At 66.4% G+C, this 244-nt stretch carries 1 pseudogene; it reads left to right on the top strand.

Annotated features, from left to right (window positions below):
* A pseudogene (locus ACLJNW_RS27830) lies at nt 1–244 on the top strand (amidohydrolase); the annotation flags it as partial.

Raw genomic sequence — 244 nt, 5'->3', positions numbered from 1 at the left:
TGGCTGGTCCACGTCCACGCCATCGGCGACCGCGCGGTGCGCGAGGCGCTGAACGGCATGCAGCAGGCGCGGCGCGACCGCGACAGCGGCATCGCCCATTCGATTACCCACCAGCAACTGGTCCATCCCAAGGAGTTCGAGCGCTTCAGGCCGCTTGGCGTGATCGCCTCGATGCAGCTGTACTGGGCCGCCGCCGACGAAACCACGGTGGACCTGATGAAGCCCTATATCAGTGCCTTCGCCT

The organism is Salmonella sp. SAL4457 (assembly GCF_046548235.1).
Lineage (GTDB): Bacteria > Pseudomonadota > Gammaproteobacteria > Enterobacterales > Enterobacteriaceae > Salmonella > Salmonella enterica.
Note: the sequence above shows the minus strand (reverse complement) of the source record. Positions and strands in the feature narration are given on the sequence as shown.